At 46.7% G+C, this 25,427-nt stretch carries 20 protein-coding genes; 11 read left to right on the forward strand and 9 right to left on the reverse strand.

The features are described from left to right. Window positions 1-37: 37 nt before the first annotated feature. Together mtgA and F7D47_RS14565 are read right to left on the reverse strand one after the other, a co-directional pair. Window positions 38-772, reverse strand: a complete 735-nt coding sequence (mtgA, locus tag F7D47_RS14560; protein WP_022120926.1) for a monofunctional biosynthetic peptidoglycan transglycosylase — start codon at window positions 770-772, stop codon at window positions 38-40. Window positions 773-808: 36 nt separating this feature from the next. After that, entirely contained in the window at window positions 809-1,498 is a 690-nt protein-coding gene (locus F7D47_RS14565) for an OmpA family protein (protein WP_153082016.1), read from the reverse strand. Between the two features lie 288 nt (window positions 1,499-1,786). On the opposite strand from F7D47_RS14565, the gene proS reads away from it, so the two are divergent. The 3 genes from proS to F7D47_RS14580 all read left to right on the forward strand — a co-directional run bounded on the left by proS (window position 1,787) and on the right by F7D47_RS14580 (window position 4,287). Then, on the forward strand, window positions 1,787-3,268 hold the full coding sequence (gene proS, locus F7D47_RS14570; RefSeq protein ID WP_153082015.1) for a proline--tRNA ligase: 1,482 nt from the start codon (window positions 1,787-1,789) through the stop codon (window positions 3,266-3,268). A 47-nt stretch (window positions 3,269-3,315) separates the two neighbouring features. Then, window positions 3,316-3,738, forward strand: a complete 423-nt coding sequence (locus F7D47_RS14575) for a hypothetical protein (protein ID WP_151200591.1) — start codon at window positions 3,316-3,318, stop codon at window positions 3,736-3,738. Window positions 3,739-3,894: 156 nt separating this feature from the next. Further along, window positions 3,895-4,287: a hypothetical protein gene (locus F7D47_RS14580; protein ID WP_118085548.1), complete on the forward strand. Its 393-nt coding sequence runs from the start codon at window positions 3,895-3,897 to the stop codon at window positions 4,285-4,287. Window positions 4,288-4,364: 77 nt separating this feature from the next. On the opposite strand, the gene F7D47_RS14585 is transcribed toward F7D47_RS14580, so the two are convergent. The 5 genes from F7D47_RS14585 to F7D47_RS14605 all read right to left on the reverse strand — a co-directional run bounded on the left by F7D47_RS14585 (window position 4,365) and on the right by F7D47_RS14605 (window position 10,761). Continuing rightward, window positions 4,365-5,228: a helix-turn-helix domain-containing protein gene (locus F7D47_RS14585; protein ID WP_181976423.1), complete on the reverse strand. Its 864-nt coding sequence runs from the start codon at window positions 5,226-5,228 to the stop codon at window positions 4,365-4,367. 103 nt (window positions 5,229-5,331) lie between these two features. Then, window positions 5,332-7,026 carry an MFS transporter gene (locus F7D47_RS14590; RefSeq protein ID WP_153085450.1) on the reverse strand — a complete coding sequence of 565 codons (1,695 nt, stop codon included), beginning with the start codon at window positions 7,024-7,026 and terminating at the stop codon, window positions 5,332-5,334. 28 nt (window positions 7,027-7,054) lie between these two features. Then, window positions 7,055-8,167 (reverse strand): HlyD family secretion protein, encoded by a 1,113-nt coding sequence (locus tag F7D47_RS14595; protein WP_153085449.1) that lies wholly within the window; start codon window positions 8,165-8,167, stop codon window positions 7,055-7,057. 98 nt (window positions 8,168-8,265) lie between these two features. Further along, window positions 8,266-9,594: a TolC family protein gene (locus F7D47_RS14600; RefSeq protein WP_022120934.1), complete on the reverse strand. Its 1,329-nt coding sequence runs from the start codon at window positions 9,592-9,594 to the stop codon at window positions 8,266-8,268. Window positions 9,595-9,747: 153 nt separating this feature from the next. Then, entirely contained in the window at window positions 9,748-10,761 is a 1,014-nt protein-coding gene (locus tag F7D47_RS14605; RefSeq protein WP_153085448.1) for a helix-turn-helix transcriptional regulator, read from the reverse strand. Between the two features lie 272 nt (window positions 10,762-11,033). On the opposite strand from F7D47_RS14605, the gene F7D47_RS14610 reads away from it, so the two are divergent. Continuing rightward, entirely contained in the window at window positions 11,034-12,341 is a 1,308-nt protein-coding gene (locus F7D47_RS14610) for a carcinine hydrolase/isopenicillin-N N-acyltransferase family protein (protein WP_153085447.1), read from the forward strand. A 119-nt stretch (window positions 12,342-12,460) separates the two neighbouring features. Here the strand turns inward: F7D47_RS14610 and F7D47_RS14615 are convergent, their stop codons facing one another. Together F7D47_RS14615 and F7D47_RS14620 are read right to left on the reverse strand one after the other, a co-directional pair. After that, window positions 12,461-13,900 (reverse strand): amidophosphoribosyltransferase, encoded by a 1,440-nt coding sequence (locus F7D47_RS14615; RefSeq protein ID WP_153085446.1) that lies wholly within the window; start codon window positions 13,898-13,900, stop codon window positions 12,461-12,463. A gap of 208 nt (window positions 13,901-14,108) precedes the next feature. After that, window positions 14,109-15,860, reverse strand: a complete 1,752-nt coding sequence (locus F7D47_RS14620) for a phospho-sugar mutase (RefSeq protein ID WP_153084021.1) — start codon at window positions 15,858-15,860, stop codon at window positions 14,109-14,111. A 243-nt stretch (window positions 15,861-16,103) separates the two neighbouring features. On the opposite strand from F7D47_RS14620, the gene F7D47_RS14625 reads away from it, so the two are divergent. The 7 genes from F7D47_RS14625 to F7D47_RS14655 all read left to right on the forward strand — a co-directional run. After that, window positions 16,104-16,424, forward strand: a complete 321-nt coding sequence (locus F7D47_RS14625; RefSeq protein WP_022120939.1) for a DUF4491 family protein — start codon at window positions 16,104-16,106, stop codon at window positions 16,422-16,424. Between the two features lie 134 nt (window positions 16,425-16,558). Continuing rightward, window positions 16,559-17,029, forward strand: coding sequence for a 23S rRNA (pseudouridine(1915)-N(3))-methyltransferase RlmH (rlmH, locus tag F7D47_RS14630; protein ID WP_006846932.1), 471 nt, complete (start codon window positions 16,559-16,561; stop codon window positions 17,027-17,029). Window positions 17,030-17,056: 27 nt separating this feature from the next. Further along, complete coding sequence (gene uvrA, locus F7D47_RS14635; RefSeq protein ID WP_153085445.1) at window positions 17,057-19,954, forward strand: excinuclease ABC subunit UvrA; 2,898 nt, start codon at window positions 17,057-17,059, stop codon at window positions 19,952-19,954. A 580-nt stretch (window positions 19,955-20,534) separates the two neighbouring features. Then, entirely contained in the window at window positions 20,535-22,583 is a 2,049-nt protein-coding gene (locus tag F7D47_RS14640; protein ID WP_153085444.1) for a VapE domain-containing protein, read from the forward strand. Window positions 22,584-22,912: 329 nt separating this feature from the next. Then, window positions 22,913-23,122, forward strand: coding sequence for a DUF4248 domain-containing protein (locus F7D47_RS14645; protein WP_006846942.1), 210 nt, complete (start codon window positions 22,913-22,915; stop codon window positions 23,120-23,122). Window positions 23,123-23,333: 211 nt separating this feature from the next. Next, window positions 23,334-24,332, forward strand: coding sequence for a hypothetical protein (locus F7D47_RS14650; RefSeq protein WP_153088369.1), 999 nt, complete (start codon window positions 23,334-23,336; stop codon window positions 24,330-24,332). Between the two features lie 292 nt (window positions 24,333-24,624). Next, on the forward strand, window positions 24,625-25,427 hold an 803-nt coding region (locus tag F7D47_RS14655), incomplete at its 3' end, for a leucine-rich repeat domain-containing protein (protein WP_153095708.1).

Raw genomic sequence — 25,427 nt, forward strand, 5'->3', positions numbered from 1 at the left:
AGGTCACCCCTATCAACTATAAACTATAAACTAAGTATTACTTCCCCCTATATCCTCCCACAGCCGTGCCTGGGTCGAAATCTTCGCCCTCACGAGGGAAGGTAGGGATAAATCTCATCTGATGTTCTATCTGTCGCTGGCGCTTCTTCATATAAGCGCTAGGATGCAGCGAACTGAATTTGCGCGGATTAGGAAGTGTAGCTGCTATCAGCGCACACTCGCCACGAAACAGATCTTTCGCTTTCTTGTCGAAATGATATTCTGCAACCGCATCCACACCATAGATACCCGGTCCCATCTCAATGCTGTTGAGATAAACCTCCATGATGCGCTGCTTGCTCCACATCATTTCGATGAGGAAGGTAAAGTAGACTTCAAATCCCTTGCGGGTCCATGAACGGCCAGGCCACAGGAAGACATTCTTAGCAGTCTGCTGACTGATGGTACTGGCTCCATGCACCTTTCCACCACGTGCATTATTCTTCGCCGCACTCTCGATGGCATTGAAGTCGAAACCGTGATGCTTCAGGAATCTCGCATCTTCGCTCGCCATTACCGCCACTGGCATGTGAGGCGAAATCTTATCCATCGAAACCCAATGATGATGCAGGGTAATACTCTCTCCATCAGCTACTTGCTGGAAGCATCGGATAAACATCAGAGGAGTGACATATACAGGAATGAACCTATATGCCACTACAGCAAGAATGGTGGTACTGAAAAACAGCACCACCACCCATTTTACTATATTCTTGATTTTCTTCAAAATCATCTATTTAGTTTTTCCCTTCCGGGAGCATGAAACTTATTACTTCAATGTACCGTTGTTGGCTGCGTTAACCATAGCCTGGCTAGCATACATGTAAACCTCTACACGACGGTTCTGGGCGCAAGCAGCAGTAGTATTAACAACAGGGTTAGCAGAACCAAAACCCTGAACATTCTTTACCTGACGGCTGGTAACACCGCAAGAAGCGAGATAGTTGTAAACTGCCTCAGCACGCTTCTGGCTCAATGGCAAGTTGATACCATCATTACCTGTAGCATCGGTATAACCCTGGATAGAAACCTCGCAGTCGGTATTGTTCTTCAATACACCGGCAAACTGAGCCAAATCAGTCTTTGCGCTGCTGCTGAGAGTAGAACCGTTAGTTGGGAAGAGGATACCAGAAGCAAATGTTACCTTAACGGCAGACAAGCCATTGGCATCTGTTACAGTCTCAACCTGTGCATTCTTCACCCGTTCAGCCTCAGCCTTCACCTTATCCATGTGCTTTCCGATGAGGTTACCAGCACCGCCACCAACAGCTGCACCGATAGCAGCACCAACAAGTGCACCTGTACCACGATGGCTATTGTTGAGCAATCCACCAACGAGAGCACCCAGAGCTGCACCAGAACCGGCACCTACAGCTGTACCAGTCTTCTGATTGGTTCCACAACTTGAGAAAAGCAAGCACAAAGAGAGGCCTGCAACTGCAAAATTAGTCTTTTTCATTTTAAAATCTCCTATATTTATGTTATTTAATTGCAAAGATAACTCTTTTTTCTCCATAATGGAGAGTTTTCTAATATTTTTTTGTATTTTTGCATGCAAATTTAAGGGTATTTGTCGAAATAGAGCTAGGAAATCACCTATTTGGGGGTGGAAAATCCCTAAAAGTAGGATTTCAGACACCTGCAGACAGATGAACTGCCGTCAGCAGATGATGAAGGGGCTCATGCTTATACCTTAATATATAAGTAACAGAAGAAATAAAAAACAAAATAAATAGAAAAAAGCAATATGGCTAAAGAACTCAAGAATTTAACCAAGCGCGCTGACAACTACAGTCAGTGGTACAATGATTTGGTAGTAAAGGCTGATCTCGCTGAGTTGTCACCAGTTCGTGGTTGTATGATTATCAAACCATACGGTTACGCTATCTGGGAGAAGATGCAGCAGCAGCTCGACAAGATGTTTAAGCAGACAGGTGTACAGAACGCATACTTCCCTCTCCTCATCCCGAAGAGTTTCTTCTCTCGTGAGGCTGAGCACGTGGCAGGTTTCGCCAAGGAGTGTGCCGTAGTTACCCACTACCGCCTCCGTTCTACAGAGGATGGCAAAGAGGTTGAGGTTGATCCTAACGCAAAGCTCGATGAGGAGCTCATCATCCGTCCTACTTCTGAGACCATCATCTGGAACACCTATAAGAACTGGATTCATTCATGGCGTGATCTCCCTATCCTCTGCAACCAGTGGTGTAACGTAATGCGTTGGGAGATGCGTACCCGTCCGTTCCTCCGTACTTCTGAGTTCCTCTGGCAGGAGGGTCATACCGCTCATGCTACCAAGGAAGAGGCTGAGGCAAAGGCTCAGGAGATGCTCAAGGTTTACGCTGATTTTGCTGAAAACTACATGGGTGTTCCTGTATTGCAGGGTGTGAAGAGTGAGACTGAGCGTTTCGCCGGTGCCCTGAACACTTATACCATCGAGGCAATGATGCAGGATGGTAAGGCTCTCCAGAGCGGTACTTCTCACTTCCTGGGTCAGAACTTCGCAAAGAGCTTCGATGTTACCTACTTGAACAAGGAGAACAAGCCTGAGTACGTATGGGCTACTTCATGGGGTGTTTCTACCCGACTGATGGGTGCCCTCATCATGGTTCACAGCGATGACAACGGTCTCGTATTGCCTCCAAAGCTGGCTCCTATCCAGGTGGTTATCGTCCCTATCAACAAGGGCGACGAGCAGTTGGCTCAGATTACTGCTAAGTTGCAGCCTGTCATCGACCAGCTCCGCGAGTTGGGCATCACCGTGAAGTATGATGATAACCCTGCCAAGCGTCCTGGCTTCAAGTTCGCTGACTATGAGTTGAAGGGTGTTCCTGTTCGTCTGGCTATGGGTGGCCGTGACTTGGAGAACAACACCATCGAGATTATGCGCCGTGATACCTTGGAGAAGGAGAACGTAAGCTTCGACGGTATCGTAGAGCGCGTAAAGAATATGTTGGAAGACATCCAGAAGAATATCTTCGAGAAGGCTCGTGCTTACCGTGATGCTCACGTTTACGAGTGCGACAACTACGAGGAGTTCAAGGAGCGTGTGAAGGATGGTGGTTTCTTCCTCTGCCATTGGGACGGTACAGCCGAGACCGAGGCTAAGATCAAGGAGGAAACTCAGGCTACTATCCGCTGCGTGCCTTTCGCTTACGAGCAGACTCCAGGTGTAGATATGGTAAGCGGCAAACCAGCCGTAGCCCGTGTCATCATCGCAAGAAGCTATTAATCATCCCCGGTGTCAGGAGTTCATCCTGACACCATAATATATTTAATATGAGGCAGTTGATACTATACATCCTTTTTCTGGTGTCCATGGTCTTCTCAGGCTATGGAGAGGTATCTGCTGCCTCTATTTCTTTTACTCCCGAGGATTCTTATACCGAAGATGCAAGCCATAAGAAAGATGGTTTGGCGAAGGTTGAGTATGACAAGAGCCAGCCTGAGGCACAGCTTGAAAACGCCTCGCAGCTTGCTTACCGCATCTGTAGCAGCCGTCCGCAGCGCTTATTGCCAAGTGGCAATATGCACAACAGTCAGACTGCCAGTAGATTGCTTACAAATAGAATCCGTTATTTATCATCCCTTTTATCAGCTATAGAAGGTGGCATGGAGCCTTTCCGACAGGAAACTGCCCCAATCCACTTTGATGTCGCCAGCAAGTATTATGTCATTTGCCTGCGACGTCTGCTCTGTTAGTGCTTATTCTTTTCTCTTTTTAAAATTTCATATAGGTTTATCGCATCTTTCCTAAGATTTGCGATAAGACTGGCTACACCCCTATTCAAAACAAAAAACAGTTCAATATATATTATTTTTCAAGAATTAAGAATAAGCAAATAACAGTATAAAATTATGGCAAAGATTAATCATTTAGAGATGGGTGCTGATGTATTGGCACTCCAGGATGTACAGGTAAAGAAAGGTTTCATGGGTTTGACAGTCAAGCTCATCTATCAACCTACCAACAGCGTGATTAAGATAAAAGAGAAAGAATATTCTGCAGAGGATGGAAGAAAGCTTGAGAACATCCTCAGTGCAGCCCCAAAGGATGTAGAAACAGCGATCAGCAACTTCCCTGTTTCTGCCATCAGCATGGGTAATATGAAGTTACAGGCTTGCATCTCTGACGACCACCAGTTTGTTGCCACACAGCTCCTTGCCTTCAAGGATTTCGGTTACAAGCCGGTTACAGAGATGAAGACCTATACAGGAAAGACAGCCGAAGCTTTCGCTCAGTTGTTTTAGTTATATCACAGTTTCGGGACAGGGGACAGAACGATTCCTCTGTCCCTTTTTTATTTTATAGGTATAGGATGAAATCTTTATTTGAAAGAAGGCGGTTCATTCCCCTCTTCCCAATTACGGTAATGCTTAGGCGACAGACCGGTATGTTTCTTGAAGAAGGTTCCGAAGGCTGAAGCATTGGGAAAACTGAGTTCATTGGCTATCTGCTGTATCGTCTTCGTGGTGTTCTTCATCAGATAGATACTGCGACGGATCATCGCCTTGAAAAGCAACTGCTGGACCGTCTGACCGCAAACCGACTTGACCAGTACCGACAGATATTTCGGTGTAAGACAGAGTTCGTCTGCATAGAAAGCCACACTGCGCTCACGCATATAATTCTTCTCTATCAGCAGCACCAGCGACTCAAAGATGGCAATCTTCCGTTCCATCTCCTTGCCGGCAGCCTTGAACGATGCCGAGAAGATGCTGCACAAACGGTACGTAACAGCCATCAGCAACAGTTTCTGCTCATGCACACAATAGGCATCCAGTTCACCACTCTTCTCTTTTTCCAGCTCCAGTTTCCTCAGCATCAGGGCATAGGAAGTGAGCATATCCTCATAACCCGTCGTCCTGACATGGCAGGGTTTGGGATAAATCGTAGCATAAAGACGCATGGTAACCACGGTATTGCCCAACATGTGACGAATCTGTTCAGCACGGTAAAAAAGAAGGGTATATTTAAGGTTCTTGCCCGTTTCCTGCACATGAAACATCACTCCTTTGGAGAGGAAAACGGTCTCACCCTCAGATGCAACAAAGGATGTTCCGTCTACACAGAAACGGAACATCCCCTGATGACAGATTACGATACCGACATAGTCGGAGTAGAAAGGCTGCATCAACAGCTGAGGAAACTCATGAGCCTCATATATGATGATATTATCTGTTATTTTCATGATGAATATGGGTCTGTTATCTTCAGATTTAACTGCGAAGATAACAAAAATATCCATTCATCAGATGAGCAGCCTGTATCTTTTATGATATTTTAGCACTCCCCTACCTTCTTCCCAGGGATTTCACATCTACATTCTTCAGCAGATACTCACGCGTCAGTTCCCCGATATTGCGCTTGCGCCAAGGGAGAACGAGCATCAGTCCGGCACACAGCAGACAGCCGTAGAAGGTCCAGCCTGCCATCTCCTTGATACTCACCAGCGTGGCCTGTACCTGTACCTTTCCCTTCGTACTCATGGCAGCCATATTCTGCGCCTCGGTTACACTCTTGCCCTGATATTGCATGCCTCTCACCGTCTGGTCGTAAGTCTTCGCCGTCTCGATGTTCGTGCGGTCGTAATCCTGGGCAAAGCGGGTTACATAATACTGCAGTCTGTGCTGCAGCACATTGGTATAGAGCGCCGAGCCGATGCAAGGGGCAATGACCATACGAACGGTAAGCATGATGCAAACCCAGGTTGACATGAAGCGGTAAGGCATGCGCTGGTTGGCTATCGTGGAGATGAGCGAATAGAGCAGCATCATTCCCGTAGAACGGATGATGATAGGCCATTTCATACGCTCATACATACCGTCGTTCTGTACCTCGAAATACATGTACAGCGCATAGGCTCCGATAAAGAGGAAGCCCAGACAGTACATCCACTTCAGGTGAACATTCTTGGCTCGGGCAATGACGGCGAATATCAGTCCCACGGTGTAGCCCACCATCACCCAGTTGCCTAGCGTGGCGTTCTGCCAGTTATCTATCTTCATGCTCACATTGGTGAACACGTTGACAAACATGGCACTCGAATTGCAAACCATCAGCAGGAAGAAGAGCAGGATGCCGTAGTTGATGACCCTGAGCTGGAACACCTCCATGATGAAATAAGGTGAACGCCTCGTCTTCTCCAGATAGATGAACAGAGCGGTAAAGATAAGACAGACCACCGAAGAGAAACGGATAGTAGGATCATCAAACCAGTCGAGCGTCTTGCCGAAAACCATGACATAAGCAAACGAACAGAGCATGATACTGAACACCGTAACATTACCAAACTTCGACATCGTTATCGGGAACTTAGGCATCGGATACTTATGATAAGGCATGGTGAAGAACACGATGATGATGCCTGCCAGCATGAATGCCATCATGAAATGATAAACATACTGCCACTCATAAGCATAGGCAAGCCATGCCGTAAGCCAGGTTCCCAACTGTCCGATAATCATGAAGAAGAGATAGATGACCGGCTGCGACACCATCTTCTCCGAATCTACCGCATCCCATGCTTCCTCGGTAGTAGGCTCGCATCCCGGCGTGATATTCCTCGTAGCCTCTATTCCGAAACCATATCTGATGAGCACGAAGAGATGCGCCATCAGCAGCGTCTGACGGACAAAACCCATCAGCAGACTGCACAGTCCGAGTATGAACAGCGAGTCGGTCTGGGCACACACGAAACTGAGGATAAAGAGAATGGAGAAGCCCACGATACACATCATCTTCTCTCTCCGGATGCACACCAGATCATAGAAGAACGGCGAGAAAGCCGCCATTCCTATCGAGGTGCAGAAGCCCGCAAAGGCGATGTATTCCGACTGGATGCCAAGCCCGCTCATCATCTCGCCGCTGTTGGCAGAATAGACGCCACTCATCGTAATCATCGGCACGAAGAGGATGATCATGAAGATGATGCCGAGCGGTTTGGGCACCCAATCATAAAACGGATAATTCTTATATTCTTCTTCCATATATTACTTCATTTCCATCTAGCTGTTTTTACTTTCTCTCAGCCTTGACAACCACCATCATGCCGGCAGCAAGATGCTCATTATCCTCTTTGCTGAGGTTGTTGAAATCGATTCTTACAGGCACACGCTGCTGAATCTTGACAAAGTTGCCAGCAGAATTGTCTGTAGGTACCAGCGAATATTTCGAACCGGTAGCACCAGAAATGGCGGTCACCGTACCCTCAAACTCCTTGTTACTGATGGCATCTACGGTCATACGCACCTTCTGTCCTACATAGAGATTCTCTATCTGGGTTTCCTTATAGTTGGCAATCACCCATTTGTTGTTGGTTGGAATGATGTAGGTAATGGTGGTTCCTGCATTTACCATCTGTCCCTCCTCGATAGAGCGGCGACCCAGTTTACCGTCGCAAGGGGCCACAACCACACAGTAAGAGAGATTCAGCTTTGCCATCTCTACGGCAGCCTCGGCACGCTCGATGGAGGCAGCCACATTCTGCTTGCGGGTAGTTACCTCGTTTACTCCCTTATAGGCAGCAGCCTGCTGCTTCTTTACCCCTTCGAGTTTCTTCTTGGTGGCTGCATATTCTACCTCCAGCTGTTCGAGCTGGATAGGAGTAGCCGCCTTCTTTTCTACCAGGTTGCGATAGCGTTCGCAGTCCTTGGCGAGTTTGGCAAGTCGTACATTTATTTCATCGATGGATGCCTGATAGATAGAAGCGGATGTCTCGGTGGTCTGCTCTGTAGCGTTGATGACATTGGCTCCTGCCTTGGCATCCTTGAGAGCTGCTTCAGCCTCCATCAGACGGATACGATACTCCCGGTCGTCGAGCACAAGGAGGGTATCTCCCTTGTGTACTTCCTGATGTTCTCTGAAGTATACCTTGGCGATATAGCCGGATGCACGGAGATTAACCGGCGAGATATATTGCTCTATCTGAGCATCATTGCTCGTTTCGTTAGAGTTATAATCGAGGAAGAGGCATACGATTTTCCAGAGTCCGAAAGCCAGAATAGCAACACCTATCAGACTGGCAACAATCTGTCTTACGCGCTGCTTCTTGAGTTTCTTCCTGGTTTCTTCGTGAGATACCTGTGTAGCCTCTGCTGTTTCTACATTTTTATTTTCGTTCTGTTCCATAGTTTTATTGTAATTTGGAATCAGGGAATATGAAGTAAACTTTTTTACATCCCGTTTTCCTGTTTATATTTTATTTTTTAATGATTTATTCTTCTCCGTTATTTAGCAACCGAAATCTGGTTGAGCTGTCCAGTCAACTTGAGCAGCGAGAGATTGGCAACCTTGTAGCGATAGTAGGCTGTGAGATAATTGTTCATTGCCTCGCTCATGCGCATCTCGTCCTGCAGCACCGCTGTCATCGAAGCCACACCCTCCTTATACTGGTCGGCCGTTACGTTGTAAACATCCTGCGCCATGGTATAATTATCAAACTGTTTCTTGTAGTTGCGCTGACTGTTGTTCACCTCGCTCACCGCATTCATATAGTTTGCCTGCAGTCCCTTCAGGGCGTCCTCGTAACCGATGCGTGCATTCTCCTCCTCTATCTTCGCCTTTCTGATTTTAGAACGCTTTTCAAAACCATCGAATACAGGCACTCGCAGCTGGATGCCCAGACCATTGGAACCATACCAGTGGTTTGATTCGCCCGAATGAATCCAGTGATCTATCCTATCGGTAAAGGCAGAATACATCAGGTTTCCGGTCAGCGAGAGCGATGGCAGATAACCGTCCTTGGCTAGTTTGGTCTGCTTCTGGGTGAGCAGTTTCTTCTGTTCCAGCAACTGGAGTTCGTAGAGTCCCGTATCCAGTCCGTCAGCCTTCACCATCTCTATCTTTCCCGGATCTACGGCTGTCACCTTCATCTCCTTCTCGGCAGGATAATCTATCACATACTTGAGCATGGTATACTGCTGTTCGAGCATGGCGATGGCGTTATCGCGCTGCACGGTGAGGTTCTCGATATTGAGATTCACTCGCTTCAGATCTACCTCCAGACTCATCTGGTTATCATAGAAAGCCTGGGTGATGTTTCTGAGTTCTACCAGTCGCTTGATGTTGTCATCCGTCAGACGAATCTGCTCAGATGTGTTCTGCGCCATGTAATACATCTTGGCAGTCTGCACGATAAGGTCTTCACGCGCCTTCTCATAAGAGAGTTGGTTGAGTTTATCGGCAATCTTGGTGATGTCGATGGCGGTAAGAATCATCTGGTTATACAGCGGCATCTGCAATTGTACTCCTGCCGAAGCATTATACTGCAACGTCTTGGTTACATTATAAGGCTTGCCGTAAGCCGAGCCGTCGGTAACCGAAACAGGTGGCGTAAAGTTGTCGTTGAGCTGTGCCACCGCATTGATTTGCGGATAGAGTTTAGCCTGATTTTCGCTGATAGCGTACTTTCCCTTAGCTATTTCGTTTCGGCTGCTCTGGAGCGACAGGTTGTTATCCACTGCCATCTGCAGGCACTGGCTGAGCGTAAGCGTCTCCTGTGCGCCAAGTGTATGGAAAGCTCCGAGCGCGAAACATAAGATGATTATTTTCTTCATTTCTTCTTAATGATTTCTATTGATTTACGTTTCATTTATTATCTGGGTACAAAGGTACGGCTTTTCGGTGATAAATGACTATTCACATCTTATCACAATATGTTCAAAATTTCCGAAAATAACAGGATATGGTTCAATATCAGCCTCATCGGCCTACTGGCTTTCAGCTATGCGCTTCTCCAGAACCTTCTTCAGGTTATCAGCTGAGCCCATTCCCAACTTCTTTCTGATGTTGGCCCGCTGGGTAGTGATGTTCGATTCCGACTTGTTGAGCAGCGTGCAAATCTCACTCAACTTTCTGTTCTGCAGGATAAGGTAACAGATTTCCTGTTCAGAGGCACTCAACTCGGGAAAGACACGTTCTATGTTCTGTTTGCTCAATTCGCGGGTCTGGAGATATTGCATCACATTGTCTATGACATTCTTCTGCGAAGCCTCACCCAGAAGATCCAGCAAATGCGCGGTAAGTTTAACATCATGCCTTTCCTTCGCCAGAGCCACGTATGCCTTAATCTGCTTTTTGTTTATCTTCAGCACCTGGAGCAGTTCTTCCTCATCACGCTGCAACGTTCTGTTCGCATTGACAAGATACTCACCGTTTCTGGCAACAGCCAGACTCAGCACGCTGATAAAAAGCAATATGAGCATTATCATGAAGAAATAATCCATGAGCGATTCATCCCCCGTTACAATCACACTCAATATATAAACCCCAAAAGCTATTCCCACCAGCCAGCGTGTGAGACGCGCCTGATAAGCCGCCAGCGAGAAAAACATGTTGTCTGAAAGGATAAGCATATTGATGAGAATCACCATTCTGTTATCTTTCAGCGTAGGCATAAAGGCACTGTAGAGGATATCGGCTCCGATAAAGCACTGGGTGGCGATAGCGATACAAACGATTGCCCTCACCATTGGGATTTTCCCGAAGAGATAAGCCATGAAGGAGGATAACACAACTATCAGAAAAACGATGTTAGACACGGTAAAAAACGGATCAAAGGCTCCAGAAAAGCCCAGGATATTTGACAGGATGCCCAAAGAGAGCATCACGGAGAAACACACAAGGATAGCTTGACGTTGGCGGTCCAAGTAATTAGATTCTCTCTTCAGGAAACAGAATCCTAACTGATGTATCTTAGATTTCTTTGCGTTCTTTTCTTTCATATTCATAATGGATAGATAAATTATTTCGTATTGACAGATGAGGCAGGTTTGCCCTGACTGACGAATCATTTTGCACAGACACACGAATCGCTTTTTCTTCTTGCAAAAATAATAAAAAAGATTGGTTTTGATGTATTTTGAGGGATATTTTTTTATAATTCCAGAAAAATCAGCATTTTTCAGTGTACTTTTCTCCCTACCGAGAGTGGTTTTCCATTACTTTTGCATTTGAAAATTCAAATCATTTATCAATCATTTAATACTAATTACGTATGAAAAAGAATATCACTTTCAACAGTAAGCACATACAATGGTTTCTGTTTTTATGCTTAAGTTTCAGCATCACATTCTGTATGTTTCTGCTATCTTCATGCAGCGATGATGACAGCCCAGAAGTAAACAATAAGGCACACTATCAGGACGTACCAGCCAGTCTACTGACCGATGCCAAGAAACTGGAGATGGTCCGGTCTATCCAGGACTTGAAAGACGGAAGATTCTTCTATCTTGACTATACGGAGGATTACAAACTCTCTACCATATCAGGCTATAATCTTACCGACAACACCCAACTGATTGGTGCCGTATTAAAAACCCTCTGCGACAAAACACCATCCTGGCTCAAGACAAGAGTCAAGCTGGATGCCGGCTGCAGTGCCTTTGCTGTTACGACACCAGATACTGGTGATTATCTGATGGGGCGCAACTTTGACTATTCTCACGATAATGAACCGATTGCAGCAGCCCTGGTTCGCACGGCTCCAGAAGGTGGACTGAAATCCATCAGCATGGTGGATGCCTACTGGATAGGTTACCGGCAGGATCTCTGGCATTACATCCTATATAACAAGGAACAGTTTGAGAAACATAAGACGCAAGACCTTTCCTATATCATGGCATTCCCATATCTTCTGATGGACGGCATGAACGAGGCCGGCTTTGCCGTATCCGTACTCCATCTCGACGGCAAGCCAACCCAGCAGGCAAGCACAGGCAAGAAACTGACTACAACCCTGGCCTTACGCATGATGCTGGATCATGCAAGAACTGTAGATGAAGCTCTCAAGATTCTGGATGGATATGACCTCTGGATACCGGATAATGACGGCAACTATCATTTCTACATGGCAGATGCCACGGGTCGTTATGCCATCGTAGAATTCGTATATGACAAGGATCACCAAAGCAAGATTTACATCGACGATGAATATACGGGTGAAGACGGAAAGACTCATTTCAAATATCCTGACGTATTGCCAAACACCCGCGAGGTGATAGAAAAGCGCTATGCCAGCAACTTCTATGTATCTGAAACCATGGCATGTTCAGATAAAGGTCCGAAACTCTCGAACCACGGCAAGACCCGCTACGACATGATGGAATTCGTCATCAAGCAGAACAGTAACCAGTTGTCAGAGGAAGGAGCCATGAATCTGCTCAATGGTGTGAGTCAGGCAGAAACTCCAGGCAATCCAACGAGCCATACCCAGTGGTCGGTGGTATACAATCTCTCCCAGCGCAAGGCAACCATTTGCGTGAACAGAGATTACAAGAACAAGTTTACGTTCTATGCAAAATAATACATTTTATGCAAAAGAAGATTTTGCCGAGAAATAATATAAAAATAGGTCTAGCTACACCTCGCTAAGCGGGGTCGCTAGACCTATCTTATTATCTATCAAGAACTTATATTCTTATTTTAGTCTTCATCAGCAAACTCATCAAGAGTATAAGCGCTGCTGCCATCGAAGCAATGGGTACATACCTGGCACTTAGGAAGACCGATGGCCTCTACCAGCTGCTCGATGGTGTTGAACTTCAGGGAAGTCAAGCCCAACTGGCTGGCAATCTCATCTACCATTCTCTGATACTCAGGAGAACCAGTGGTAGCGTATTTCTCAAGATTCTTGTTGGCATCGCCCTCAAACTTCTCGATGATGCGACGGGTAATCAGCTCCATATCACTCTTTGAAGAAGTGAAGTTGATGAACGGACAACCGTATACCAATGGAGGACATGCAATGCGCATGTGGCACTCCTTCAAGCCAGCCTGGTCGAAAAGCACCTTCACGTTGTCGCGAAGCTGGGTACCACGAACGATACTGTCATCACAGAACAATACTCGCTTGCCCTTCAACATCGCCTTGTTAGGAATCAGCTTCATCTTGGCTACCAGTGAACGCATGCTCTGGTTGCTAGGAGTAAAACTACGAGGCCATGTAGGCGTATACTTGGCAATACAACGCTGGTAAGGTACACCCTTGCCGGCAGCATAACCCATCGCCATACCTGTACCCGAATCAGGAATACCGCTGCAGCAGTCTACCTCCACATCATCGGTCTTGGCGAGATTAAAGCCGTTGGTAAAACGCGCCTCCTCTACATTCTTGCCCTCATAGGTAGATGTAGGGAATCCGTAGTAAACCCAGAGGAAAGAACAAACCTGCATCTTCTTGTTGGCAGGTCGGATCTGCTCCATGCCATCAGCTTTAATCTTCACGATTTCGCCTGGTCCTACCTCATATGCTGTTTCATAATCGAGATTAGGGAACGAGGTGGTTTCGCTGGAAGCCGCATAGGCACCTTCCTTCTTGCCGATGATGATTGGAGTACGTCCCCAACTATCACGCGCACAGATGATGCCATCCTCGGTAAGGATCATCATGGTGCAGGAACCTTTGATGTGATGGAAAACGTTTTCGATACCTTCTCTGAAGGTTTTACCCTGAATAATAAGCAGAGCCACCAACTCTGTTGGATTGGTACTACCCGAAGACATCTCTGCAAAGTGCATGTTCTTTTCGAGCAGAAGCTGAGTAAGTTCATCCTTGTTTACTATCTTAGCTACAGTGCAAATGGCAAAGCGGCCAAGATGAGAGTTCATGATGAGTGGCTGGGCATCTGTATCGCTAATCACGCCGATGCCCGATGTAGCTCCTTCAAACTTGTTGAGTGTAGGTTCAAACTTCGTTCTGAAGTATGAACTTTCCAGATTGTGGATAGAGCGCACGAAGCCCTTCTCACTACTGTAGGTTGCCAAACCGCCCCGGCGTGTGCCGAGATGTGAGTTGTAATCTGTGCCGTAAAAGAGATCAGCGACACAGCTTTTCTTGGAAATAGTTCCGAAAATGCCTCCCATAAGAGTATAATTATATGTTATAATTTTGTAATATGGGTGCAAAGGTAAATAAAAATCAGAAAATATGCAAGTCTTTTTGCTTTTTTTCTGTAAAAACATGATAATGAGGGTAACTTGCTACCCTATTTCGAGAAGAATAAACGGCTACTGAAACGAAAAGCGCTCCGGCAATAATTACCGGAGCGCCATGATATGATTTCCTATGAAATTAATCCAACTTCAGGCTCTTCTTGATAGCCTCGATCTTATCCATTGCAGCAGCTGTGCAGCGGTTGTAGCAGCCAGCGCACTTGAATGAAGGATCCTTAACCTCAATATAGAACTTAATCTTAGGCTCTGTACCTGATGGACGGACACTTACCTTAGTGTTGTCATCGCAGAACCACTGGAGTACATTGCTTGTAGCAGGCATATCGAGCTTCTCTACGCTGCCGTCAGCATGCTTAGCCTCCAAAGACTGATAGTCCTTCCAGGTTACCACCTTGCTGCCACCCAACTCCTGTGGAGGGTTGGCACGGAAGTCTGCCATCATCTGCTTAATCTCGTCAGCACCAGTCTTACCTGGGCGAACTACGTTTACAGTGAACTCCTTGCTGAAGCCATACTCTGCATAAATCTGCATCAGGAGGTCGTAGAGAGTCTTACCCTGATCCTTAGCCCATGCTGCAATCTCGCAAATCAGACAGATAGATGCAGGAGCATCCTTATCGCGTACCTTATCGTATGGCAAGAAACCGAAGCTCTCCTCACCACCACCGATGTACTGCTGCTTGCCCTCAGAGATAGCAATCTCGCGTGCAATCCACTTGAAACCAGTGTAGCAATCGCGCAACTCTACGTTGTTCTTCTTGGCAATCTCAGCGATAACCTCTGTTGTTACGATGGTCTTTACGAGGAAGTCTGTTGGCTTCAACTTACCCAACTTCTTCTTGTTCTCGATGATGTAGTAGCAGAACATCATGGCTGTCTGGTTACCGTTGATGATCATCCACTCGCCCTTGTCATCACGGCAAACGATAGCCAGACGGTCAGCATCTGGGTCGGTAGCAACCACGAGGTCAGCGTTCAACTTGGTACCGAGCTTCATACCGAGGGTCATAGCCTCTGCATTCTCTGGGTTAGGAGAAACCACTGTTGGGAAGTTACCATCTACTACCATCTGCTCAGGAACTACATTGATGTTCTGGAAGCCCCAAGAACGCAGACAGAGAGGAACGATGACACGACCTGTACCGTGCATAGCTGAATAAACGATGTTGAGGTCTTTCTGACGGTTGATGACATCCTGGTCAATCATAGCAGAATGAACGGCTGTCATGTAGTCGTAATCCATCTCACCACCGATAATCTTGATCTTATCCCAGTTAGCCTCAAACTTCACCTGGTCGATAGTAACCTTGTTTACCTCCTCGATGATACCTGTATCGTGTGGAGCCAGAACCTGAGCACCGTCGCTCCAGTAAGCCTTGTAACCGTTATATTCCTTAGGGTTGTGAGAAGCTGTTACGTTAACACCGGCCTTGGCACCGAGCTCACGGATAGCGAAAGAAATCTCTGGTGTAGGACGGAGGCTCTCGAAGAGATAAGCCTTGATGCCATTGGCAGAGAAGATGGCAGCTACGGTCTCTGCGAAGAGACGGGAGTTGTTACGGCAGTCGTGACCTACCACTACAGAAAGGTTCTCCTCACCAGGGAAAGCCTTGAGGATGTAGTTAGCAAAGCCCTGTGTAGCCATACCAACGATATACTTGTTCATGCGGTTGGTACCTGCGCCCATGATACCGCGCAAACCACCAGTACCGAACTCCAAGTTCTGATAGAATGCATCAACGAGAGCAGACTTGTCCTCTGCGTCGAGCATTGCCTTTACTTCCTTACGGGTTTCTTCGTCAAAAGCAGGTGTGAGCCACTGCTGTGCTCTTTCTTCACACTGCTTGATCAATTCTGCGTTATTAGCCATAGTTTGATTATATTATGTTATTAATTAATTCTTATCGAGAAGGATGTGCACGAAAACAATGCATAATTTCTCTATTTGCGTACAAAGTTATATAAAAATTTTGATAAACCAAGCAAGAATGAAGTTTTTTTTGTATTTTTGCACATTGAAATGGAATTGAAAATAGAATAAGGCTAATATTTAGCAATATTGTATTGGTAAGATAACAAAAGTTGAATGAACAAAATATAAAAACAATAGAATATGGAAGTATATTACACGGGCGTCATCATCGCCGTATCCACCTTTTTAATAATAGGTATCTTTCACCCTATCGTCATGAAGACGGAATATTATACGGGCACCCGCTATTGGTGGGTTTTCCTCGTTGCAGGCATCATCTGCATCGGAGCTGCCTTCCTGGTTGCCAACGTGCTCTTCTCTGCCATATTGGGCGTAGTAGGTGCTTCATGCCTTTGGAGCATCGGTGAACTCTTCGAACAGAGACAACGCTGCGAGAAAGGCTGGTTCCCGAAGAATCCGAAAAGAATAGGAACAGGATATTACAGGGACGAGAAGAAGTGAAGAACGAAGAACTGAAGTTTCGCATGTGGTTCAAGTACGGGCTGAAGGCCCTGGGCTAGGAGCTTCTGCCCTTTCAGGGCGTGTGGGGCTTATTTGCGAAACTTCAGTGAAGAATTCAAGTGTATAGGAAGAAAATGAAGACAGAACTCATTCTGGTCGGAAAGACCGTAAACAAGCATTTCATTGCGGGCATCAAGGATTATGCCGAGCGCATCACCCATTATATGCCTTTCAACATAACAACCATTCCTGAGCTCAAGAACACCAAGAGTCTCAGCGAACAGCAGCAGAAGGAACGGGAAGGAGAACTGATTCTGAAACTCCTCCAGCCTTCGGATACCGTGGTGCTGATGGATGAACATGGACAGGAATTCCGAAGCATCGAATTTGCAAAATGGATAGAGCGCAAGCAGGCCACTGCCCGCAGGCTCGTCTTTGTCATCGGCGGTCCTTACGGTTTCTCACAGTCTGTCTACGACCGCGCCAACGAGAAGATCTCCCTCTCCAAGATGACCTTCTCGCATCAGATGGTTCGCCTTATCTTTACCGAGGCGCTCTATCGCGCATGTACTATTATAAAAGGTGAACCTTACCACCATGAATAAAGGTAAAAGGGTAAAAAGCAAAAGAATATGCCAAAAGATAAATATATAGAGATCAAAGGGGCAAGAGCCAACAACCTCAAAAATATCGATGTGAAGATACCTCAGGGCAAGTTTGTTGCCATTACGGGTGTCTCAGGATCGGGAAAATCATCGTTGGCTTTTGATACCTTATATGCTGAGGGCCAGCGCCGCTATGTGGAGTCGCTCTCTTCATACGCTCGCCAGTTTCTGGGACGTATGAGCAAACCGGAATGTGATTTCATCAAGGGATTGCCACCTGCCATCGCCATCGAACAGAAAGTGATTTCGCGCAACCCACGATCTACCGTGGGCACCAACACCGAAATCTACGAATACCTGCGACTGCTCTACGCACGCATCGGAAAAACCTATTCGCCTATCAGCGGACAGGAGGTGAAACGCCATACTACCGAAGATGTACTCGCCTGTACCCGACAGTATTCCCAGGGTACCAGGTTTGTCATCCTCGCCCCTATCCACGTCATCGAAGGGCGCAGTCTGGGCAAACAGCTGGAGATGTACAACCAGGAAGGATACGCGCGTATATATATAAAAGGTGAATTCGTACGCATAGAAGACTTCATGGAGCAGGCTGACAAGGATCTGCTGGAAGTAAGCGGCGATAAACTGAGAAAGAGAATGCAACAGAAGGATGAAGAAATCTTCCTGGTCATCGACCGTGCTTCGGTAAGCGATGAGAAGGATGACATCAGCCGACTGATGGATTCTGCCGAAACTGCCTTCTATGAAGGCGATGGAGCCTGCCGCCTCGTCTTCCTGCCAAGCAACATCTGCTACGACTTCTCTACCCGGTTCGAAGCTGACGGCATGCAGTTTGAAGAGCCTACCGACAATATGTTTGCCTTCAACTCTCCTCTCGGAGCCTGCCCTACCTGCGAAGGTTTCGGCAGCATAATAGGCATCGATGAGAAACTCGTCATCCCGAACACTTCGATGAGCGTCTATGACGGATGTGTGGTTTGCTGGCGAGGCGAAAAGATGGGTATGTGGCTCAAGGAATTCATCCGCAGAGCTGCAGAATACGACTTCCCTATCTTCAAGCCTTATTTCGAACTGACTCAGCAGCAGAAGGACTGGCTGTGGCACGGTCTGCCTGGCGAGAAGAAACGCAAACAGCAGGAAAGGGTGAGCATCGATGAGTTCTTCAGAATGGTAAAGGAGAACCAGTACAAGATACAATACCGCGTGATGCTGAGCCGATTCCGTGGAAAGACGATTTGTCCTGACTGCCATGGTACCCGACTCAAGAAGGAAGCCAACTATGTAAAGATTGGCGGAAAGAGCATCACCGAACTGGTTGAGATGTCAATTGTGAACTTGAGCGAATGGTTCAGGAAACTGGAACTCTCGGAGCATGAGAAGGAAATCAGCAAGCGTCTGCTCACCGAAATCACCCACCGCCTGCAGTTCCTCCTGGATGTTGGTCTGGGTTATCTTACGCTCAACCGACTCTCCAACACCCTCTCCGGCGGTGAGAGTCAGCGCATCAACCTGACCACCAACCTGGGCTCATCGCTCGTGGGTAGCGTATATATCCTCGATGAACCTAGTATCGGACTCCATAGCCGCGATACCGCCCGACTGATTAAGGTGCTGAAAGAACTGCAGCAACTGGGCAATACGGTGGTTGTGGTAGAACACGACGAAGAGATTATGCGGGCAGCCGACTATCTCATCGATATCGGTCCCGATGCCGGCAGACTGGGCGGAAGAGTGGTCTACGCCGGTCCGTCATCAGAATATTCAACAACCGACAAGGCTGAACAGGAAAAGCTGCTGGCTGAATATCCGGAGAGTTATACCATCAAGTACCTGACCCACAACGAGGAGATAAAGGCGCCAACGAGCCATCGTGCCTGGAACCAGTATATCGAAATCAAGGGAGCCCGGATGAACAATCTGCGCGGCATCGACGTTAAGATACCGCTCAATGTTTTCACCTGTGTAACCGGCGTATCAGGCTCAGGCAAGAGTTCGCTCATCAAGGGAATCCTCTATCCTGCCATGCGTCGCCGTCTGGACCTCGTAGCAGATGCACCAGGCGAATATGCATCGATGGAAGGCAACTGGAAGAGCATCAGTCATGTAGAGTTTGTTGACCAGAACCCTATCGGAAAGAGTACCCGCAGCAACCCTGCCACTTATCTGAAGGCGTACGATGCGATACGTGCCCTCTTTGCCAACCAGCCACTGGCTAAGCAGATGGGATTCACGCCCCAGTACTTCTCTTTCAATACCGAAGGCGGAAGATGCGAGGAATGTAAGGGTGCGGGATATGTTACCATCGAGATGCAGTTTATGGCAGACCTCACGCTGACCTGCGAGGCTTGTAAGGGCAAGCGGTTCAAGCACGATATCCTGGAGGTTCGCTATGGCGGAAAAGACGTCAATGATGTGCTGAACATGACTGTAAACGAGGCCATTGAGTTCTTCAGCGATGAAAAGTTGCAACGCAACGAAGGCGACTTCGACAACTGCCGCATCATCGTAAACCGCCTGAAGCCGCTTCAGGATGTGGGTCTGGGTTATATCAAGCTTGGTCAGAATTCAAGTTCGCTTTCGGGTGGTGAGAATCAGCGTGTAAAGCTCGCCTTCTTCATAGGTAAGGAGGAACAGGAGCCTACGCTCTTCATCTTCGACGAGCCTACCACGGGTCTTCACTTCCACGACATCAAGCGCCTGCTCCATGCCTTCAATGCCCTGATAGAAAGGGGCCATTCGCTGGTAGTGATAGAGCACAATCTGGATGTCATCAAGTGTGCCGACTATATCATCGACCTCGGTCCTGAAGGCGGCGATAAAGGCGGTAATCTCGTTGTAGCCGGAACTCCGGAAGAAGTAGCTGCCTGCAAGGCAAGCCTTACCGGAAAGTTCTTGCGTTAAATTGAAGTTTCAGGACGTGTGGCGATAAACTTGCGAAACGTCGAAAAAAAATACGATATCAGTGGAATCCGACAACCGCCGGATTCCACTTTTTAATTTAAAAAACCAATTCAAAAGAATTATTTATTATAAAAGTAACTATCATCGAAGGCTGCTTCGATAAGGCGTTGCTTCACTCGGGCGTATTCTGCCGAGTCTTCGATAAAGTACCGAAGAGCAGAAACAATCCTCACATAAACACTGAGCCGATAATCGCCCTTACCCTTTTAGATTGCATAAACATTTTCCTTGCGCATTCCAGCACAAAACATCAGATCAGAACCAGATACATGATGGTTCTTCATTTCTTCACTCAAAACAACACCGAAACGGCTGTTGTCTACTTTAATTTTTTGGTAAAACATGTTAATGAAATTTTAATTAATAAAAAATATATAAACGAGTTCCCGACGTCGGGAACTATTTTTTATTTTCTTTTTAGTATCTTTGCATCGTGTAAAACAGATTCAACAATCTGCTTACCTATAATAAAACGAATAACTGATACATATATTGTATAACAATATAAAATTTTTAGGAGATGATGAACATCAGTACATTCATTAACATGGCCAGCAAGATTCCTTCACCTGGCCAGTTGGAAGGCCTGGTAACCTTCATGAAGGAAGATGAGAAACTCAGGTTTTTCACCGAGTCTTACCGGAAAACGGGGAATAAGTCGTACAAACACGATGCACCCCTCTTCGCCGTAGCCTGCATCTTCGAAGGCGGAAAAGGCAAGGACAACATCCGAAGCCTCACACATCTGTCGCTGGTCGACTTCGACCACATCACAGAAAAACCGGATGACGGCACCCTGCGTTCGCTCAAAGAGAGAATCTGCCACGATGCCCACACCCTGCTCTGCTACGTTACCATGAGCGGCAACGGACTGCGCGTCATCTACCGCTACGAAGGCGATGATTATCCCGCCGCCTTCGCCATGGGAAACGACTACTACGCGCATCTCATCGGCAAGGAAAGCGATCCGCTCTGCAAGAACATCACAAGGCTCAGCGGACTCGCCTACGACCCCGAAGTCTATTTCAATCCTGAAGCCACAGCCTTCAGCGCCGAGGAAATCAGCCATTTCCATTCCGCTACGCTCAAGACCGCCCAGAAGAAAAAGAAACAGGAACGCATCGCCGACTACTACGAGCAGATTGTCAAACCCAAGCTGGAAAGCGAAAAGATCAGGTACGAACCCGGCAACCACAACCAGTATGTGATGCGGGTGGGCTACATGATGGCTAAGAAACGGTACGACAGGAAAGAAGCCACCCAGTGGGCTATCAGGCAGTTTCCCGAATACGACGATGTAGAACAGGTGTTCAAATCGTGCTACGACAACACCTCTCACCCACAGAAGATGAAGGCAGAAACCGGAAAGATTCCCTATGCCACCGTAGATGAAATCAAAGACTACCTCGACGGGCATATCAAACTCCGCTTCAACCTCATCACCCTGCGCTACGAGTATCTGAAGGGGAAATGGCGAATCCTCCAGGACCGCGATCTGAACACGCAATGGAGCAACATGTCGCTAACCGCAAGGGTGAGCAAGAGCGATATGATCAATGTCATCGAGAGCGACTATACCCCGCCCTACAATCCCTTCACCGATTATCTGGAGAATCTCCCACCCTGGCAGGAAGGCGACAAGGACTATATAGCCGAACTCGCTGCCACGGTAAAGATGAAGGGAGACCCCGTGATGCCCTTCTGTGAAGCCCTCAGGAAATGGCTCGTGGCGATGATAGCAGGATGGATAGACGAAGGTGCCGTAAACAATGTCATCCTGGTATTCATCGGCAGACAGGGCGCCTACAAGACCACCTGGTTCAACTATCTCCTGCCGCCGGAACTGAAGCAATACTTCTATACGAAGGCGAATGCCAGGCGCATGACGAAGGATGATATCATCGCCCTTTCGCAGTATGCACTCATCTGTTATGAAGAGCTCGACACGATGAGTCCATCGGAACTGAACCAGCTGAAGGCTGTGGTAACGATGCAGTATACCAACGAAAGGGCGGCATACGGGCATTATGCCGAGCAGCGCAAGCATATCAACACCTTCTGCGGCACGGGCAACAATCCCGAGTTTTTGAGCGACCCTACCGGTAACCGTCGCTGGCTGCCCTACGAGATAGAGAGCATCCTCTCGCCCCGTGAGCATCCGTTCAATTACGAAGGCATCTACGCCCAGGCTTACGCCCTCTACAAGAGTGATTTCCGCTATTGGTTCACCGATGAGGAGATAGAACAGCAGAACCGGCACAACCGCGCTTTTGAGGCGCCCAGACTAGAACAGGAACTTGTGGATCTCTACTTCCGAAAGCCAACGGAGGCGGAGACAGGGGAGTTCGTGTCCATAGCCAGAGCGATGCAGATCATCAGTTGCAACATCTCTCAGAAGCTGAACAGTTCGAAACTGGGAAAGGCTTTCAATGATCTCGGATTCGAAAAGATGCGCACCAAGCACAGCCGTGGTTACAGGGCAATCGTCCGTACAGCCGAGGAAATCAAGGCATATCAGGTATCCGTCTGCATCAACCCGCCGCAATGCGATGATGATGCCCCCTTCTAGCCGTTCCTCCAAACCATCGGTTCCATCCGGTTCAGGGTGACAGGGTGACACGGTGACACGAGTTTTTCAACATTTCGCCTCGCACGCGGGCAGGCAGGAACTTTCGGCCTGATTTTTCCTGCCTGCCCGCGCGAGAGTAAATCTTCAGAATTCCCTGTCACCCCTGTCACCCTGTCACCCAGAAGCCAGTTACTTCCGAAACGGAAACCAAAGACTTATGGTGCAAAAGTCAGAGACTTAGGGTTCAAAAGTCAGAGACTTACGATGAAAAAGTCAGTAGCTTATGAACCGCAACTCAATCATAAACCCTATAAAAGTCAAACAAAACTATGGATTTAAGAAGTTATACCAAGCAAGAGCTAGCTCTTCTGTATTTTCCCGATGCTACTCCAGCGGTAGCCAGTGCTCACCTGATGCGATGGATCCAGCGCATCCCCGACCTTCTCCAGAAGCTCGCCGCCACCGGTTACGGCAAGAACTGCAAGGAGTTCACCCCGATGCAAGTCTCCTACATCCTCTACTTCCTCGGTGAACCATAACCCTTATGCATTGCAAAAAAATGAAAATTCCGTGACATAGCCAAAGAGATGAATACTTCGTGACTATAGTAGATGAAGTGATAAAAATATTTTTTTGCCACTTAATACTGCGAGATTTAACAGAAATAATTTGGTGGTTTCGAATAATTGGCGTATATTTGCAGTGTAGGAGTTAAAACAATTCATTCAATTAATAAATAAATAGTAAGTTATGATGGTATATGTTGCAAATCCACTTTATGATGCCGTGTTCAAATACCTGATGGAGGACGAGCGCATCGCCAAGACCATTCTTTCGGCACTCTTGCAGGAGGAGGTGCTGGAGGTAAAGATGCGCCGCAACGAATACAGCAATATCAATCGCAATGCCATTTCCATGTTCAGAATCGACTTTGCCGCCAAGGTGAAGGAGAAGGATGGTTCACAGAAACTGATTCTTATCGAACTGCAGAAGACATGGCTTGAGACGGAAACTTTACGCTTCCGTCAATATCTCGCCCTGCAATATAACAACAAGGAGAATATGACGAAAGAATCTGACAACAAGTATGCTCTTCCTACTATTGCAGTGTATCTGTTGGGGCATCGTGTAGGTGAAATCAACGAGCCTGTGGTCTATGCCCAGCATCGCATTTACGACTACGAGGGGAAGGAGGTAGTGCTTGATCAGCCTGATCCGTTTGTGGAGAGTCTGCAGCACGACAGCATCATCGTACAGATTCCTTTGCTCAGAGGTAAGGTGAATAATCACTTGGAGAAAGTGTTGAGTGTCTTCGACCAGACTCTTGCTTACGAGGAGGATAGGAGAGTATTGAGAGTAGATGAATCGCAGTATGCTGGTGATGGTGAAATGGAATATATTGTTCATAGACTTCAGTCGGCTGCCGCTGATCCTGAAATGCGTTACCAGATGAATGCTGAAGCTGAGTTCTTCAAGGCTTTAGAGGATCGTGATACTGCGATTATGGAGCAGACAAAACTTATTGAAAAGAAGAATGCCGACCTTCTAGAACAAGAGAAGACCATCAAGCAGAAGGATGCTGACCTTCTAGAACAAGAGAAGACCATCAAGCAGAAGGATGCCGACCTGTTTGAGCAGCAGGAGATGCTGAGACGTATGGTAGAAAATCTGACTAAGAATGGTATGGATGATGCTATGGTGATGAAAATGACAGGATTGACTGAAGAGCAGATTAGAAAGTTGAAATAATCCCTCACCCACACACATTCCCCATCCACACAAAAAACGGGACTTTCTTATTTTTGCAGGGAGATTGTGTGTTCTGAGACAGAATGAAGTCTGATATTGGCTATATTTGATAGATTTCTGTCGTAACTTCTAAAGAGATGGTGGCAGACCCACTGCATTCGGTATGCAGGTGCTGATTGCAAACCACTTTGTGCTGCTCTGATGGAAACAGATGGGTAGTGAACGATAATTGAAATACGAACAAAAAGAATAGTTTTTCCATGATATTTAATGTCTAATAAAAAAAATAGTTATGAAACAAATTATTAAGAAAGGTAGTTTTTTAACCTTGATGTTTCTGTTGCTTGGTTGTTTGTCGCTTTATGCTGCAGATAACGACTTGATTACAAAGCAAATCACCATTGAGTTGGAAAAGGCTGGTACTTTGCCTGATAGAATTTCAAGTAGTAAAATGTATAAGATTACCAATTTGAAGATTATTGGTGAGATAAATGGTACGGATTTGAGTATGATTCGTGAGATGGCTGGAGGTAATTATTCTGACGGAAAACTTTCTGTATTAGATTTGTCTGAGGCAAAGATTGTAGAAGGTGGGGATAGCTATTATGTTAATGATTTACATAATTATTATTCAACTTCTAATGATGTAATAGGCAGCTTCGCATTCCAAGGCTGTAGAAGATTAACGAGTTTAACCCTTCCTGCTGGTATTACCTCAATATGCGAAGGCGCATTCAGTGGCTGTAGCGGATTAACGAGTTTAACCCTTCCTGCTGGTATTACCTGGATAGAATTTTCCGCATTCGATGGCTGTAGCGGATTAAAAGAGGTTAGATTTTGCATAAATGATAATTTAGACACATATTTAACAAAAGGTCAGACTCCATGGTCAGTTTTGATGGGTAAGCAGCCTACTGTAGCGAATCCTTATAAAAAAGTAAATTGTGGTATTAAATATTATATAAATGACAAAGAGATCACAAGTATCGAAATACCATCTAACGTAACTACTTTAAGTAATTATGTTTTCCAAGGCTGTAGCGGATTAACGAGTTTAACCCTTCCTGCTGGTATTACCGAGATAGGCGATTACGC

The sequence above is a fragment of the Segatella copri genome (assembly GCF_009494835.1).
GTDB lineage: Bacteria > Bacteroidota > Bacteroidia > Bacteroidales > Bacteroidaceae > Prevotella > Prevotella copri_F.